Below are 13,197 nucleotides of genomic sequence, written 5' to 3' on the forward strand. Positions count from 1 at the left end.
CCCCGCATCGCGCGCTTATGCCGAGGTATCGGTAACGTCCGGCTTTTCAGTGGGGCTGCACCGTAGCTTGCACGGCCGCGAGCGGCAAGGTGGCGGTTAGCGTGAAGCCAGCCCCCGATGCCGTGACGATCTGAAGATCGCCGCCGAGCCGTGCGACACGCTCGCGCAGCCCGATAAGGCCGAGCGAATTGCGTCTGACGCGTGTTTCGGTCACGGCACCATGGCCGTTGTCGGCGATACGCATGACGCAATGCGGGTCCTCGCGAACGATGTCCAGCCGCACCACGGTCGCCCCCGAATGGCGGGCCACATTGGTCATTGCCTCTTGAACGATACGATAGACGGTGGTCGCGCTCTCGCGATTGAAGTCGATCCCGCCCACATCGATATGCGTGACGACGCGCAGCTTGTGACGCCCTGAGAACTGGTTGACGAGCCACTCGATGGCGGGAACGAGACCGAGATCGTCAAGCATGACGGGCCGTAGGTCCGCTGCGATCCGCCGCACCGATTCGACCATCTGATCGATCGAAACATACACGCCTTGCAAGGCTTGCGCGGGCGACGGCGGCGCCACGCCGCCCAACGTTTGCTCGGCCAGTGCCACCAGCATCTTCAATGCGACGAGCTGCTGCCCCAGCTCATCGTGCAATTCGCGGGCGATGCGCGTCTTTTCTTCTTCGCGCACGTGTTGGACGTGACCGGAGAGTCGACGCAGCTCTTCACGCGATAGCCGCAGCGCCTCGGTTCTGGCGTGCAATTCGTCCTCCGCGCGTTTGCGGCGCTGGATATCCTCCAGGACCGAAATGAAGTAGTCCGGCTTACCGGTTTCGTCACGCACCAGTGCGACCGTCAGGTTCATCCAGATCGAGCTGCCGTCCTTCTGCAAATAGCGCTTTTCCAGCGTGTAAGTGTCGAGCTGTCCTTCGAGCATCTGATGCATTCGCGCGAGGTCGGTGTCGAGATCGTCCGGATGCGTGATGTCCTGAAAGGTCAACGACAACAGCTCCTCCCGCGTGTAGCCGACGATATCGCACAGTTTCTGGTTGACTCGCAACCAGCGGCCGTCCGGGCCAACATGCGCAATGCCCACAGCAGCCTGCTCGAACGTTGCGCGGAAACGTTTCTCGCTGTCGCGCAGCGACTGGACTGCCCGCTCGAGTTCGCCACCCCGTTGGCGCAGCTCGTCGTTTGCTCGCCTGAGCGAGCTGGCCAAGCTGCGGGTGTTGAACCCGAGAAAGACCAGCGTTCCGATCAGCACGGTGAACGAACTCGTCGATACCAGCAGGGCCAGCGAGTTCGCGTCGAGCTTGCCGGCAGCGCGACAGATGCTTCCCGCCTCGAAGTTCGCCGCGTCCATGCCGGTATAGTGCATACCGGTGATGGCCAGTCCCATGAATATCGCAGAGCCGAGACGCTTGAAGACGAAGCTTTGCTGCTCGGGTGTGCGCAGCGTGAAGGCGATCCACAGTGCGGCGATCGACGCTACGATTGCAACGGCAATCGACGCGATGACGATCCAGAACGTATAGCGAATCGGCGGAGACATCTGCATCGCCGCCATGCCCGTGTAGTGCATGCCGGCGATCCCCAGCCCCATGAGCGTCCCTGCGGCCCCCAGGCGGGCGCGCGAGAGTGTGCCCTGCGTCACGGCGATCAACGCCAGATATGAAACCACTATCGCAATCAGCAGCGAAGCCGCCGTGGTTGAAAGATCGTACCCCACCGGAATCGGTAGCGAAAAAGCCAGCATGCCGATGAAGTGCATGGACCAGATGCCGATCCCCATTGCGATGGCGCCACCCAATAACCAGCTTGTCCGCCGCCGCGCCTGCGGCAACGAATAGATTCGGCTGGACAGCTCCACGGCGGTATAAGACGCGAGGAATGCGACAACGAAGGAGACGAAAACCAGCAATGGGTTGTAGGTGCCGCTCATATCTGTGGCTCCCTCCAAGGAGGCTGCACAACAACGGCGTTGATCGGACAGCGTCTTACGGATTTGGCTTCGTGATGGGGCATTGCGATGACGCCCTCGAGACACGCACAGAGGGCATCAGTGGATGGCCGCTGAGAAAACGGCCACTCAGTATTCGTCCTTCCATATGAGTATAGACAGGCCGGTGCGCTTTCGGTTTGGCTTCGGGAAATGGAAAATATTACCGATTGCTGTTCGCCCGGTGATTTTCAGAAGAGCAAACAGCTTCGGCGTAGGTTCTGGTATGGTTTCGGGTGAGTCGGGAGCGCCGTGAAGTTGCGACGCGTTGGGCGATTGTTCCACCTGGCTTACCAAATACGACGGGCTGCTTCGGCAGCCCGTTTCCATTTCTGCTGCGGGGGACGACAAGGTAAGTACCTGACGTATCTGGACGAATCGGGTTCGCCGGGGGACCTGAACACGCCATTCTTCGTGCTGGCCGGCGTCTCCGTTTTTGAACGTCAAACACACTGGCTCGAACAATCGCTGGATGCAATCGCCGAGCCCTTCTAGCAACGTGCCGGTATCTATCTCGAATTGCACGCGTCTCCCATGTTCTCGGGCAAGGATGGCTGGGGACAATTTAGCGCCCCGGAGCGCGCTCAGGCAGCCGCTGATGTCGTGAGAGTCCTCACCGACACCCGTCCGAGACTGAACGTGTTTGCCGCCGTCGTCGAACAGAGCCAAATGCTGCGCACGGCCGACATCCTTCCCTACAGCTACGAAGTTCTGGCGGCCAAATTCGACGACTATCTGGCACGCAGGTATCACCGCGGCGACGCGCAACGGGGCCTGTTCGTGCTGGATCAAAAGCGGGCGACGGAAGAAAAAGATGTGCAGGCGCTGACATCGCACCTTCAAGCAGATCGGGCACGCGAATGGCCGACTCCGCAACTTCGCCGAAGTCCCCATGTTCGTCGACTCCAAGTCGACGCGCCTCATTCAACTCGTGCCATTCGGCGATCCGAAACAGGTCCTCGCCAACGGTGTCGCGGCATTCGCGTTCAGGCCGCGACGCGCCGGTTAATTCTCTCCACGCGCGCGCTTCAACTCGAGGTAGTTTTGGTTTGCCACAGGATCGTCCGCCCGATATGCAACGTTCGGAGCGCTGCTGCCATCCTCTCCGTTGAGGCCCGGCAGTGACATTAGATGGTCGCAGAGATCGCCCCCGGCAACGGGAGCGATCTCCAATGGCAGGAGATATGCGTCTAGGTGCTTGCCTTGGGGATTTTCCAGCTCCCGGGTAAGCGCTTCCAGGTAATCGTCTTTCCGGGACGCATTCCAGTTGATGGCGAAGCCAGCGCGGTGACATAGCTCCGCATGGACGAGAAGCATGGTGCGACCGTTCCCGTCGAGAAAGGGATGCCCCCAGGCGAAAGCGCCCATGACCATCCCCGGTTTTTCGCGCATCGTCTTTGGATTGTTGCCGGCCGACAGTCCCCATTCGACGGCACGCTGACACAACTCCGAAGCCTCGAACTGTATTCGCCGCCCTTTCCCGACTAATCGCCCAACACCGAGATTATGGCGATCCTGGCCCGCCCACGGGTAGAACTCACCGAACAGGATTCGGTGAACTTCAAGAAAGTGCACGTAGGCGATTGGACCTTTGACTGCGTGAAGGTACGCCAACGCCGTCTCGAGATTCGACTCGAAGAACCCGTGTTCGATGTACTTGAGTTCGTCCAGATCCTTGATGCCGTCAACGTTACGCAGGTAGCCCCTGGTTTCGTAGTCCCCGAATGGGTCGAACACGCTTAATCTCCCTTATGTGGTTCGCCATCAATCGGGCAAATTGCCGGCCGTTAATCCGATCCTGCTTCTTGAGTGCCACCAGCAGTTTCCCCGTGAGATCGAGTTCGACATCGTCACCCGCGGCTCGAGTGACTGCTTCCGCGAAATCATCAAGGCCCGAGCGCCGGTATTGAACGCCGTAGGCTTGCGCGAGCCGCTCAACAAACTTGCCGACATTTCGGGTCGGCAGCTTGTCGACATCTGATGGCAGGCTGAGCGGTGCGCCTGTTAGCGGTCTTTCGTGTTGACCGACATACCGCACCGTGATGTTGTCCCACCCAAGCTTACGAGAAATCCGGCTCGTGCCGGTGTTAACCAGGCAAACGGAGCGACCGTTTTCGTGCTGAACCGTCACATCGAGCACCTCGACGCCCAGCTTCCCGAGCGCCTCACGCAACAGTACCTCATTACCAACGGCAAATCGCGCGTTGCGTTCCAGATTCAGACCAGTCTTGGCATAAACGCCCGCTCCGAGCCGAATGAGGCGTCCTTCGGCAACGAGGTGCTGAAGCGCAGCGCTAAGGTGTGACGGACTCCCGAGGCCAGCCAGTTCACGGCGAAGCACGACGTTACCCGACCGCTTCTTCAACGACATCAAAAGCTTACTGTCCAGATTCATCCGTCACCTCCAGATTCGGCGTACGAGGTTCCATTATAAACCAGATAGAAATCCTTATCTAACAATGGTTTATCAATGCAAAACTTGCCGAACTGACAGCATGTTTCGTCAGGCGGAACGTCTCTGCAAGCGCTTCAGACACCGATGCAAAAATCGCCAATCAGTCTAGGCCGCAGATGGAGAATCGAGTTCCCGTAAGGCGCGCCGCAAAAGACGGCAGCGCTCGCTGTTCGTGCTGCCGTTCAGTCCGGGCGGCTCGTCCAGCAATCGCTGGAGCAAGGCGCGGATCTCGACGAAGTAGGCGGACGCCCACGGCTGCGCGGATGAGATCGCCGGAATGAGGGCGCTGTACTCGCCGTGAGCGTTCGAACCGATGGCAGAGACGACTTTCTCGGCAAAAAGCTTCGGCTCGACCTCTGCGTCGACGCTCACTTTGACGAGATCAGCGTAGGCCTGATCGAAAACTCGGCCGACTTCCCACCCCTCTTCGGTTGTACGTTCATATACGGTTCCGGCGAGCGTGAAGAGTTGCCACATCAAATCTGGCGCAAGCGTCAGGGCAGCCTGGGAAACATTCGAAACAACTGCGCCCCGGATGGCATCGAATTCTCTGGCCAGTTCGTCAAGCTGTTCCGCGCCTAGGAACAATGTTTGTTCGCGTAGCTCGTTGATCCATCGGCGAACGGTCTCGGGTATGTTTTCGTGTTTTTGCGCAGACAGTTCGAATTGCAGGCGACGCAGCATGGACGGATTCGTCATCGCTGCCTCCGCCAACAACGTCGCCAGGCGTTTCGATCCGATCGCCGCCAGGGCGTTGACATCGATTGGATTCCCCTCATCCGACATCGCTCCTCCAGTCAGCATTTATCGAACCAAGCAAACCGCTTTCCGGCGCATGTTCTGCTTACGAAGGAACGTCGGCGTAGGTTTTTTTCGCATCGAAAAAACCTATGCCAGCGCAGCCGGTGTAGACCTAGCAAGGAGGTCGAGATTCATCAACGGAGCGTTTGGAATCGATGCGGATTTGTTTAAAATCAAGCAACTATGGATAGCCACCCGCACCTAGCCCCTCGTTCGTTCATTATCTTCCGCGGCCCGAGGAGATCCGGGCTACGAGGATGGCCCGGCGAGGCGAAAGTCCCTGATAGATCAAGCAATTGCGGACAGAATGCCCAAAATCCGACCGATAACCTCGCAACCCCAAACCTCAACTACTCATTCTCGTCGAAGTAATGCCCGAACTTGAGCTGTTTGGTCCGAATATACCGTTCGTTCTCGTCCCGCACGGGGATAGCCAGGGCCACCCGCTCGCACACCGGAATGCCATGCTTCGAAAGCGTATCGAACTTATCGGGGTTGTTGCTCATAAGCCGCACCGACGACACGTTCAGATCGCGCAGGATCGCCGCGGCCGAATCGTACTCGCGCGCGTCGTCGGGCAAGCCTAGCTCGAGGTTCGCCTCGACCGTATCGAGCCCTTGCTCCTGCAATTGATAGGCGCGGATCTTATTCGATAATCCGATCCCCCGCCCCTCGTGTCCGCGCAAGTAAAGCAGCACGCCGCGCCCCTCCGCGGCAATGTAGCGCAGCGCGAGGTCGAGCTGCTCCCCGCAATCGCACCGGTACGAACCTAGGACATCGCCCGTGAGACATTCCGAATGCAGGCGTGTTAGCACCGACGCCTGCCCGCCAACCTCCCCCATCACCAGCGCCAAGTGTTCGGCTTCGCCCCCGGGGACACGGTAAGCGTAAGCGGTGAACGTGCCGTACCGAGTGGGCAAGGTGGCCGTGGCAGCAAGCGAGACGCTTTGCGTCGCGCGCTCGTCGCCTGTCCGGGGCGGCTTCAATGACGTGGGCATAACGGGTAGAGAGTGGCTATTAACAGTTCGCTCGCGCACCGACTGCCGATACGCGCACCGCGAGTTTAACGCTAATCGCCATTGACGGCCGGTGTGGGCCCCCGCCGCACGCATCGCCAACGCCTATACTGGGAAACAACCTCGCCGGAACACGCCGTTTCGGCGCAGTTCAACCCCGCCCCTCAACGAGAAGACGGAGACTCTCATGCCCCACGTAGCGCAGATTCTCAAGTCGAAGCGGGACGATCCGCAAGCCGCCAAGCGGATCGCCGAGCAGCCGGTCGTGACGATAGACGTCGATGCATCGGTGTTCGACGCCGTGAAGATGATGGCTCAACATCAGATCGGTGCGCTGATCGTCACGGAGGGCCCCGAACGAAAAATCGCAGGAATCGTCACCGAGCGCGATTACGCACGCAAGATCGTCTTGATGGACCGGTCGTCCAAATCGACGCGCGTCGGCGAAATCATGACCAAACAAGTCCTGCACGTACGCTTGACCGATACGACCGAGGCCTGCATGGCCTTAATGACGGAACACCGTATGCGCCACCTGCCGGTCATCGACAACGGCCGGCTGGTCGGGATGGTCTCGATCGGCGATCTCGTCAAAACGATCATCTCGGAGCAAGAGTTCACGATTCAACAACTCGAGCATTACATCTCGGGCGTCCATATCTAACCGGTGCCGACGCGCGCACGGCCGAGCCGTGCAGCTCGGCGGCAACCGCCCTCAAGCACCGAAGTACAGCGAGCCGGGCCCTTTCGGCTCCCGCGCACCCGATGCGCTCGTCGTGCCCCAGTGCGGCGAGCCATAGCCGCTCGTGTCCGCGGCTGCGCGTCGTGCGTCCGCGCCCTGCTCGATACGCTGCTGTGCTGCCTGGATGTCCGCCGGGTACACCGTATCGCCGCCACTGCCGCGATAACCGGACTGCGCGAGTTCCTCCATTTGCGCCTGAACATGCGCGCGAGTCTCGGGTTGCGCTTGCTGCGCGAACGAAAACGTCGGCACGGCCATCGCACCCGCCAACAATCCTGCGATCATCATCGATTTCATCGTAGCTACCTCCCAATATCGGTTGCCTTGCCCAGCCGAGCAGCCAGACGCTGCAATGCAGTCTACGTCCGATATTGCAACGCAAAAACGCCGGTTCCCGTTAATCACTTTTGCAGTATCCGCAAATATCGGATCGACGTCCGAAAATGAGACGCCCAAATCAGAGCGCGGTCGATCCGCACAGGGAATCGGCTCGACACAACGATTATCGAATTCCGCAACAACATCGTTCTATCAGCAAGAAAAATAGAATCACAAATGAAATCGATATCAAGTGCGCCCGCACCGAGGTCCTATTCGAAAGCCCGGACTTTGCGATGGCAATCGCCTCTCATACCTGGGGGACGGCGCTAATATTTTGATGCGTCTGATATTATTCGGCAAAAAACCGAGCCACCCGAAATAGTACCGCGGTAAATTGGGCGATTTACCTGTTTCGGGCAAGTAAAATTTTCGACATGCGAGGACATATGGCACGTCAGTTGATGGAACCCATGTCGCCACTGTGGCGCGCGGCGGATGAAAAATCGTGGTTCGAGGCGCTTGCGTCGTTAGGCAGAAAATACGGTTTCGATCACACGCTTTTTGCCGTGGTGCCGCGACCGGGCATGCGCTTTAGCGATGCTTACTTGCGCAGCACCTATGCTCAGAGCTGGCGGCAAGCGTACGACGAACGTGCGCTTTTTCGAATCGATCCGACGGTCGCGCACTGTCTCACGCAAACCTCGCCGCTTATTTGGACGTCCGCGCATTTCGCCGATCGGGGCCAGCAGGAAATGTACGAAGAGGCCTGCCAGCACGGGATTTGCACCGGCATATCGCTGCCGATCCATGGCCCGAAGCAAGAAGTCGGCATGCTTTGCTTCGTGCGTAGCGAACAGGCGCCGAACGCGCTGACGAACCATATCCAGCGCAATTTGCCGATGCTCACGCTCTTGCGCGATGTCGCCTTCGATACGAGCCAACGGTTTCTCGACGGCTATACCGAACGGCTCGTACCGAAGCTGACGCCACGCGAGTACGAATGTCTGAAATGGACGGCGCAAGGCAAGTCGACATGGGAGATCGCCAAGATCTTCGGTTGCGCGGAAGCCACCGTGAATTTTCATATGACGAACATTCGCAGCAAATTCGGGGTCACGTCGCGAAGCGCCGCCGCAGTTAAAGCGACCCGAATGGGGCTGATCGATCTTGACTGATCAAGGCCGGCCGAGCCGCCGGCGCGCGCTTTTGCGAAACGGCCCGAATATCGTCGTCCGAAATACGGGCCTCGAAGTACAGGCGCAGCAGAATCATGACGGGCTTGGGGATATTCGCGCCCAGCTCGAAGCGGCTGCCGCGCGATTGCGTGACGCCGAAGCGCGCCCAAAAGGTCTTTTGACTTTCCTTTACCTGCTTGCGGTATGCCTGAACAAAGGCACTGTCGATTTCGGTCCGAGCCGGCCGGGCCGCCTCTTCAGTTTGCGATTGACGGATTTCGGCTATCGACATGATTTTCACCTGGTCAAGGAGCGTACTCGATACCGACATCATCCCAACTGTCGCCCACAATTTGTACCTATCTTGCTTGACAGTTACTGCTAGCACGCAAAGTGCATATGGTCTGTTCCCCTTAGGTCAACGATTGACGATCCAGGAGAACGGGATGAATGCGAAGATCACCATCGATAAACAATGTAGCTTCGATCTCGATGCGCTGGCGGAAATGTACCGGTTGCGCGCCAGGATTTTCGGCGAGCGCATGGGTTGGGAAGTCGCCATTTTATCGGGGATGGAAATCGACGAATACGATTCGCAATCGCCGCATTACATGCTGTTGCGCGATAGCGCCGACAACGTATGCGGCTGTTGGCGACTGTTGCCGACACAAGGGCCCTATATGCTGCGCGATACGTTCGGCCGGCTACTGCATGGGCAAGACGCACCCGTCTCGCCTCGCATTTGGGAGCTAAGCCGATTTGCGATCGTTTCGCCCGAGCGGCCGGGCTTCGGATTCGGGGAATTGGCGCTCGATGCGATGCGAGCCGTCGTCGCCTTCGCCGATCGGCACGAGATTACGAGCTACGTCACCGTGACGACCACGGCGATCGAGCGTCTACTCGTGCGCGCACGCATCGCCACGCGCCGCTTCGGTCCGCCGATGCGGATCGGCAACGTCAATGCCGTCGCGCTGTCGATCGACCTCGGCGAACAGACTCACGAGGCGCTATTCGCGGGCGTGCAATCGGACGCATTAGCGCACGATCGGCTCGAGCAGTCGCTTGGGACCGCTGACGAACGGGCTGCCCGCTTCATAAAATCGCAGCAACGCGTGCATCTCGCGCGAGAGGCCGATGCGCTTGGTGGCGGCGATCCGAGCGCGGGACGCATCGCGCTCGCCTAGGCGTCCTATCCACAGGGCTCGGCCGCCGCATAGATCCTCGCCGTCCCATTGCGGGCCGATCGCAAACGCCGCGCATAGCCGGCCGGGCCCGCGCGCCAGATCTGCAAGGCCCACACCGGGCCGCCGGCGCTGCATGATCGGCACGCCGTCCAGCGGCTGCACGGCGCGAAGCAGCACGGCGGCGCCCTCGCCTTCAGGCTCGGCCGACATGTTGATCATGTACGACGCGCCGTAGACAAGCCGCACGTACGCGTGCCCGGGCGCGCGGAACAAGGCGGCATTGTAGGGGCGCAGCCCGCGGTACGCATGATTCGTCGAATCGCCGATCGGATAAGCCTCGGTCTCGACGAGGCGCCCACTCACACGCCCTTCCGGCGAATCGTGCACGAGGTATTTGCCGACCATGAAGCGGGCAAGCTCGACCGTGTCCGTCGGCAGCTCCTCGCGTGTCAACGGGACGATGCAATGGGCACCGTCTTCGGGAACAGGTAGACGCATGGTTCAGAGGCTGTCGCGCTTCGCGAGCGGAGCGCCAGCCATCACCGCACCGCTGCGCGCGCGACGCGGCAAGCGGCCAGGTCCCAAGCGGCGCATCCGACACTCTTGAACACCACCGGCGTCGTGTCCGCGCCATACTCGGCGAGCCGAGCCGCGCCGTGCACCGCCAACGCATCGGCCAGCGCCGTCACGCGCGCCCAATCGATGCCCGCCTGGATGAAATCGCCCGCTTCGTGGCGCGCGCCCGCCTGGTCGTCCACGTACAACGCGCTGCCTTGCAGCGTACGCGGTCCGATCTCGGCCATCTCGGGGGTAAATGCGCCGACGCCGATCACCAGCCTGTCGGCGCGGGCCGGTTCGTCATAGACCGGCCGGGTACTCGTCGTCACCGTAATGACCGTGTCGACCGTATCGGGGATGGCATCGCCTTCATGCGCGCGAATGTCCAGACTGTTGCCGTGATTGGCGCAAAATGCCTGCGCACGGCCCGGCCCGCTGCCTTGCACCAGCACGCGTGCCTCGGGATAGACCGCCGCCAGCGCGTGCGCGTGATGCAACGCTTGCGTGCCCGTCCCAATGAGCAGGATGTGGCGCGGCGGCGCAGGCAAGAACGTGCGCATTGCCAACAACGTGACGGCCGCGGTGCGCCGACCCGTGACGGTCGGCCCGTCCAGCGCGAACAGAGCCTCGCCGGTGTCGGGATCGCACACGCTCACGTGGCCGTGAATCGTCGGCAGCGCGCGTGCTCGATTGGCCGGACACACGGTCACGAGTTTATGGATGGCAAGATCGCGCGCCGCCGCCGGCATCGCCAGCATGATGCCCCCCTGGTTGAGCGGCACCACGAGCCTGGCGGGGCTGGCGATCTCGCCGCGGGCCGCCTCGAGGCAGGCTTGCGCGAGCGCATCGACGAGTACCGGAAACGGCGTCAACCGGGCTGTCGCCTCGGCGTCGAAAAACTGCATCGTCATAGGGTTTTCTCCAATACGGGACCGGTGGCATGCGTCCCAATCGCCGCTGAGCCGATGGGACAAAGGATACGACCATACTCGGCGAGCACCGGAGCGGGCATGCGACGATTGCCTGCGCCCCCGCATTGACCACCAGTAACGAACGTAACCTGTCGATACACATTTGACGAGGGCGCGCGACGCGTTGCCCGTTAAAATACGCCCCGCCTCCATACTTTTACGGCTGCGTCGCAGCGATGCGGCTCGACGAATCTCGCTCCGTGACCGCCATCGATACCGCAGCACCCAGAAGCAGCATGACCACAGAAGCCACCTTAGCGGACTCCCTCGCCGTCGCCGATCGCGTGCGCGCACTGATGGTTCGTCATGGCATTGGCAAGCGTCAACAAACGACCGAGCTTTGCCGGATCCTCGACTTGAGTTTCTCGCAAGGGCACCGCAAGCTGCGCGGCAGCAGCCCATGGACCCTCGCCCAGATCCGCAAGGTGGCGGAAGCATTCGGCGAAGCGCCCACGCAGCTCTTCGGCGCGCAAGACAATGGACTCGGCGCCCCCGGCGCGCGGCCCCGCGAGGCCATGCTCAATATGGGCGCGTTCGAAGGGCCGTGCATCGCCTGGATCGGCGAGCCGCTTGGCCCCTACGAGCGAGCCGAATTCGTCGCGTACGGCGAAGGCGATCGTTGGCGCATCGTCCGATGCGACGGGGCGCCCGGCGAACATGCGCACGAAGTGCTGAAGATCGAGATTCATCCGCGCCGAGGCGAAGCGGAGCGCGCGACGGTCGCCGTCGTGGACGCCGATCAAGCCGCCGCCGAAGCACTGTCCGATTACCTCGTGCAGAACGGTTTCGAGGCGATCGCCTATGAGCGGCTCGCGGCGTTCACCGATGCGCTGCACACGCAAACGTTTGACGCCGTCGTGACCGACTGGCTGTTCGAAGGACGAACCGCGGCAGCGGCAATCGAAGCGGTCCGGCGTTCGGCGCGCCCCGATGCACCGATCTTCCTGCTGACAGGCGACTTGCTGACGGGCAAGGCCAGCGAATCGGAGATCAGCGAAGTGATTCGCCGATTCGACGTGGCCTGCTACGAAAAGCCGGCACGCCTGGCGATTCTCGTTGCCGACCTCTCGAAGCGTCTCGGCCGAGCCTAAGCGATCGCTTGTGCCGTGGCCCGGCATGGTCGAGCCGCGGCAGCGTAGCGTCGCCGCCCCGGCCGGGGCAGAGCCTCGCGGGTACCGAATCAAACGTCGAACTTCACGCCTTGCGCGAGCGGCAACTCGCGGCTGTAGTTGATCGTGTTCGTCGCGCGGCGCATATAGTTTTTCCACGAATCGGAGCCCGATTCGCGACCGCCGCCCGTTTCCTTCTCGCCGCCGAATGCGCCGCCGATTTCGGCGCCGCTCGTACCGATGTTCACGTTCACGATGCCGCAATCGCTGCCCGCCGCCGACATGAATTGCTCGGCTTCGCGCATATCGTTCGTGAAGATCGCGGACGACAACCCTTGCGGCACGGCGTTGTGCACGGCCAGCGCTTGTTCGAAATCGTCGTACACGAGCACGTAGAGAATCGGCGCGAACGTTTCGCGTTCGACAACCGCCGTCTGAGCGGGCATGCGCACGATAGCCGGGCGCACGTAGTACGCACCGTCATGGCCAATGTCGACGCGTTCGCCGCCGATCACTTGTCCGCCGTCCTTGCGCGCCTCGGCCAGTGCCGCCTGCATCGCGTCGAACGAGCCGCGATCGATCAGCGGACCGACGAGCGTATCGCCATCGAGCGGATCGCCGACCTTGACCGATGCGAACGCCTTCTCGAGGCGAGGCAGCAGCGTATCGGCCACGCTGCGATGCACGATCAACCGGCGCAGCGTCGTGCACCGCTGTCCCGCCGTGCCCACCGCGGCGAACGTCACGGCGCGCACGACGAGGTCGAGATCGGCGCTCGGCGCGACGATCATGCCGTTGTTGCCGCCGAGTTCGAGAATGCTGCGCGCGAGCCGCTTGCTCAACGTCTGCGCCACTTCGATGCCCATCCG

General features: G+C 61.2%; 15 protein-coding genes and 1 pseudogene. 5 read left to right on the forward strand and 11 right to left on the reverse strand.

From position 1 onward, the window contains the following. Positions 1-46: 46 nt before the first annotated feature. The 5 genes from ACTHN9_RS04940 to ACTHN9_RS04960 form a co-directional block, all read right to left on the reverse strand. Positions 47-1,939: an MHYT domain-containing protein gene (locus ACTHN9_RS04940; RefSeq protein ID WP_440535634.1), complete on the reverse strand. Its 1,893-nt coding sequence runs from the start codon at positions 1,937-1,939 to the stop codon at positions 47-49. Positions 1,940-2,086: 147 nt separating this feature from the next. Continuing rightward, positions 2,087-2,890, reverse strand: a complete 804-nt coding sequence (locus ACTHN9_RS04945) for a hypothetical protein (protein ID WP_440535635.1) — start codon at positions 2,888-2,890, stop codon at positions 2,087-2,089. 111 nt (positions 2,891-3,001) lie between these two features. Next, positions 3,002-3,733, reverse strand: a complete 732-nt coding sequence (locus ACTHN9_RS04950; RefSeq protein WP_440535636.1) for a Fic/DOC family protein — start codon at positions 3,731-3,733, stop codon at positions 3,002-3,004. Next, positions 3,687-4,391 (reverse strand): hypothetical protein, encoded by a 705-nt coding sequence (locus tag ACTHN9_RS04955; RefSeq protein WP_440535637.1) that lies wholly within the window; start codon positions 4,389-4,391, stop codon positions 3,687-3,689. The genes ACTHN9_RS04950 and ACTHN9_RS04955 overlap by 47 nt, the downstream gene beginning before the upstream one ends. Positions 4,392-4,556: 165 nt before the next feature. Further along, a complete protein-coding gene (locus ACTHN9_RS04960; RefSeq protein ID WP_440535648.1) occupies positions 4,557-5,237 on the reverse strand; it encodes a DUF6880 family protein in 681 nt (226 codons plus the stop codon). On the opposite strand from ACTHN9_RS04960, the gene ACTHN9_RS04965 reads away from it, so the two are divergent. Further along, on the forward strand, positions 5,134-5,457 hold the full coding sequence (locus tag ACTHN9_RS04965; protein WP_440535649.1) for a hypothetical protein: 324 nt from the start codon (positions 5,134-5,136) through the stop codon (positions 5,455-5,457). The two genes, ACTHN9_RS04960 and ACTHN9_RS04965, sit on opposite strands and share 104 nt — an antisense overlap. A 145-nt stretch (positions 5,458-5,602) precedes the next feature. On the opposite strand, the gene ribA is transcribed toward ACTHN9_RS04965, so the two are convergent. Continuing rightward, positions 5,603-6,250 (reverse strand): GTP cyclohydrolase II, encoded by a 648-nt coding sequence (ribA, locus tag ACTHN9_RS04970; RefSeq protein WP_440535638.1) that lies wholly within the window; start codon positions 6,248-6,250, stop codon positions 5,603-5,605. Between the two features lie 205 nt (positions 6,251-6,455). On the opposite strand from ribA, the gene ACTHN9_RS04975 reads away from it, so the two are divergent. Continuing rightward, the gene (locus tag ACTHN9_RS04975) at positions 6,456-6,932 is read left to right on the forward strand and encodes a CBS domain-containing protein (protein ID WP_440535639.1); all 477 of its coding nucleotides are present in this window, start codon (positions 6,456-6,458) and stop codon (positions 6,930-6,932) included. Between the two features lie 51 nt (positions 6,933-6,983). On the opposite strand, the gene ACTHN9_RS04980 is transcribed toward ACTHN9_RS04975, so the two are convergent. Further along, positions 6,984-7,298 carry a DUF4148 domain-containing protein gene (locus tag ACTHN9_RS04980; protein WP_440535640.1) on the reverse strand — a complete coding sequence of 105 codons (315 nt, stop codon included), beginning with the start codon at positions 7,296-7,298 and terminating at the stop codon, positions 6,984-6,986. Between the two features lie 503 nt (positions 7,299-7,801). Between ACTHN9_RS04980 and ACTHN9_RS04985 the strand changes: the two genes are divergently transcribed. After that, the gene (locus tag ACTHN9_RS04985; protein WP_440535641.1) at positions 7,802-8,506 is read left to right on the forward strand and encodes a helix-turn-helix transcriptional regulator; all 705 of its coding nucleotides are present in this window, start codon (positions 7,802-7,804) and stop codon (positions 8,504-8,506) included. Here the strand turns inward: ACTHN9_RS04985 and ACTHN9_RS04990 are convergent. Then, a complete protein-coding gene (locus tag ACTHN9_RS04990; protein WP_440535642.1) occupies positions 8,469-8,840 on the reverse strand; it encodes an XRE family transcriptional regulator in 372 nt (123 codons plus the stop codon). The genes ACTHN9_RS04985 and ACTHN9_RS04990 overlap by 38 nt on opposite strands. Positions 8,841-9,012: 172 nt before the next feature. Here ACTHN9_RS04990 and ACTHN9_RS04995 point away from each other — a divergent pair. Beyond that, positions 9,013-9,501, forward strand: a pseudogene (locus ACTHN9_RS04995) (acyl-homoserine-lactone synthase); the annotation flags it as partial. Positions 9,502-9,540: 39 nt separating this feature from the next. On the opposite strand, the gene ACTHN9_RS05000 reads toward ACTHN9_RS04995, so the two are convergent. Both ACTHN9_RS05000 and lhpI read right to left on the reverse strand, forming a co-directional pair. Then, the gene (locus ACTHN9_RS05000) at positions 9,541-10,188 is read right to left on the reverse strand and encodes a DNA-3-methyladenine glycosylase (RefSeq protein WP_440535643.1); all 648 of its coding nucleotides are present in this window, start codon (positions 10,186-10,188) and stop codon (positions 9,541-9,543) included. Between the two features lie 41 nt (positions 10,189-10,229). Next, positions 10,230-11,159, reverse strand: coding sequence for a bifunctional Delta(1)-pyrroline-2-carboxylate/Delta(1)-piperideine-2-carboxylate reductase (gene lhpI, locus ACTHN9_RS05005; protein ID WP_440535644.1), 930 nt, complete (start codon positions 11,157-11,159; stop codon positions 10,230-10,232). A 296-nt stretch (positions 11,160-11,455) separates the two neighbouring features. Between lhpI and ACTHN9_RS05010 the strand changes: the two genes are divergently transcribed. Beyond that, positions 11,456-12,310 (forward strand): helix-turn-helix domain-containing protein, encoded by an 855-nt coding sequence (locus ACTHN9_RS05010; RefSeq protein ID WP_440535645.1) that lies wholly within the window; start codon positions 11,456-11,458, stop codon positions 12,308-12,310. A gap of 89 nt (positions 12,311-12,399) precedes the next feature. On the opposite strand, the gene ACTHN9_RS05015 is transcribed toward ACTHN9_RS05010, so the two are convergent. Further along, a partial coding sequence (locus ACTHN9_RS05015; protein ID WP_440535646.1) for an aldehyde dehydrogenase family protein occupies positions 12,400-13,197 on the reverse strand: 798 nt, incomplete at its 5' end.

It is taken from the genome of Trinickia sp. (assembly GCF_051953405.1).
GTDB lineage: Bacteria > Pseudomonadota > Gammaproteobacteria > Burkholderiales > Burkholderiaceae > Trinickia.

What these genes read in the sequence shown, in the direction of transcription:
- ACTHN9_RS04940 (WP_440535634.1), bottom strand. Translation starts at nt 1,939, where the DNA reads ATGAGCGGCACCTACAACCCATTGCTGGTTTTCGTCTCCTTCGTTGTC.
- ACTHN9_RS04945 (WP_440535635.1), bottom strand. Translation starts at nt 2,890, where the DNA reads ATGGGGACTTCGGCGAAGTTGCGGAGTCGGCCATTCGCGTGCCCGATC.
- ACTHN9_RS04955 (WP_440535637.1), bottom strand. Translation starts at nt 4,391, where the DNA reads ATGAATCTGGACAGTAAGCTTTTGATGTCGTTGAAGAAGCGGTCGGGT.
- ACTHN9_RS04965 (WP_440535649.1), top strand. Translation starts at nt 5,134, where the DNA reads ATGGACGGATTCGTCATCGCTGCCTCCGCCAACAACGTCGCCAGGCGT.
- ACTHN9_RS04960 (WP_440535648.1), bottom strand. Translation starts at nt 5,237, where the DNA reads ATGTCGGATGAGGGGAATCCAATCGATGTCAACGCCCTGGCGGCGATC.
- ribA (WP_440535638.1), bottom strand. Translation starts at nt 6,250, where the DNA reads ATGCCCACGTCATTGAAGCCGCCCCGGACAGGCGACGAGCGCGCGACG.
- ACTHN9_RS04975 (WP_440535639.1), top strand. Translation starts at nt 6,456, where the DNA reads ATGCCCCACGTAGCGCAGATTCTCAAGTCGAAGCGGGACGATCCGCAA.
- ACTHN9_RS04980 (WP_440535640.1), bottom strand. Translation starts at nt 7,298, where the DNA reads ATGATGATCGCAGGATTGTTGGCGGGTGCGATGGCCGTGCCGACGTTT.
- ACTHN9_RS04985 (WP_440535641.1), top strand. Translation starts at nt 7,802, where the DNA reads ATGTCGCCACTGTGGCGCGCGGCGGATGAAAAATCGTGGTTCGAGGCG.
- ACTHN9_RS04990 (WP_440535642.1), bottom strand. Translation starts at nt 8,840, where the DNA reads ATGATGTCGGTATCGAGTACGCTCCTTGACCAGGTGAAAATCATGTCG.
- ACTHN9_RS05000 (WP_440535643.1), bottom strand. Translation starts at nt 10,188, where the DNA reads ATGCGTCTACCTGTTCCCGAAGACGGTGCCCATTGCATCGTCCCGTTG.
- lhpI (WP_440535644.1), bottom strand. Translation starts at nt 11,159, where the DNA reads ATGACGATGCAGTTTTTCGACGCCGAGGCGACAGCCCGGTTGACGCCG.
- ACTHN9_RS05010 (WP_440535645.1), top strand. Translation starts at nt 11,456, where the DNA reads ATGACCACAGAAGCCACCTTAGCGGACTCCCTCGCCGTCGCCGATCGC.